Source organism: Niastella sp. sgz303648, assembly GCF_059587045.1.
Genome location: NZ_JCAPSW010000071.1, coordinates 1 through 521 on the forward strand (window position 1 = coordinate 1; position 521 = coordinate 521).

The 521-nt window shown below is 48.6% G+C and carries 1 protein-coding gene; it reads left to right on the forward strand.

The features are described 5' to 3' along the window. The coding region (locus AC59IL_RS38955; protein WP_496557674.1) for a reverse transcriptase domain-containing protein at window positions 1–521 on the forward strand (521 nt) is incomplete at both ends.

A 521-nucleotide genomic window follows, 5' to 3' on the forward strand; every position in this document is an offset into this window, starting at 1 on the left:
AAAAAAGGAGCCAGTGGCGTGGATGCAGAAACGTGGATGGACTATCACAAGCAACGGGAAACAAGAATCCCTGAGTTACTGACAGCTTTTAAAAGCGGTAGCTACCGGGCGCCCCACATCCGGCGGGTATATATACCCAAGGGTGATGGCAAACTTCGCCCGCTGGGTCTACCCACTGTGGAAGACAAACTGCTACAGTCAGCAGTAACCAGGGTATTGCAACCGGTATATGAGGATATGTTCTATCCCGGCTCGTATGGGTTCAGACCCGGCAAATCACAACATCAGGCATTGCAAGAAATAACCCGGCAGGTTAGTTGGAAAGGCATGCGATACATTATTGATGCCGATATGCAAAACTACTTCGGGAGTATTAACCACCAATGCCTGCGTGAGTTTCTTGACCATAGGATAAAAGATGGAGTGATCAGAAAGATGATCGACAAATGGCTCAAAGCAGGCGTATTGGATAACGGACAGCTTATATATCCGACTGAGGGTACTCCGCAAGGGGGAACGAT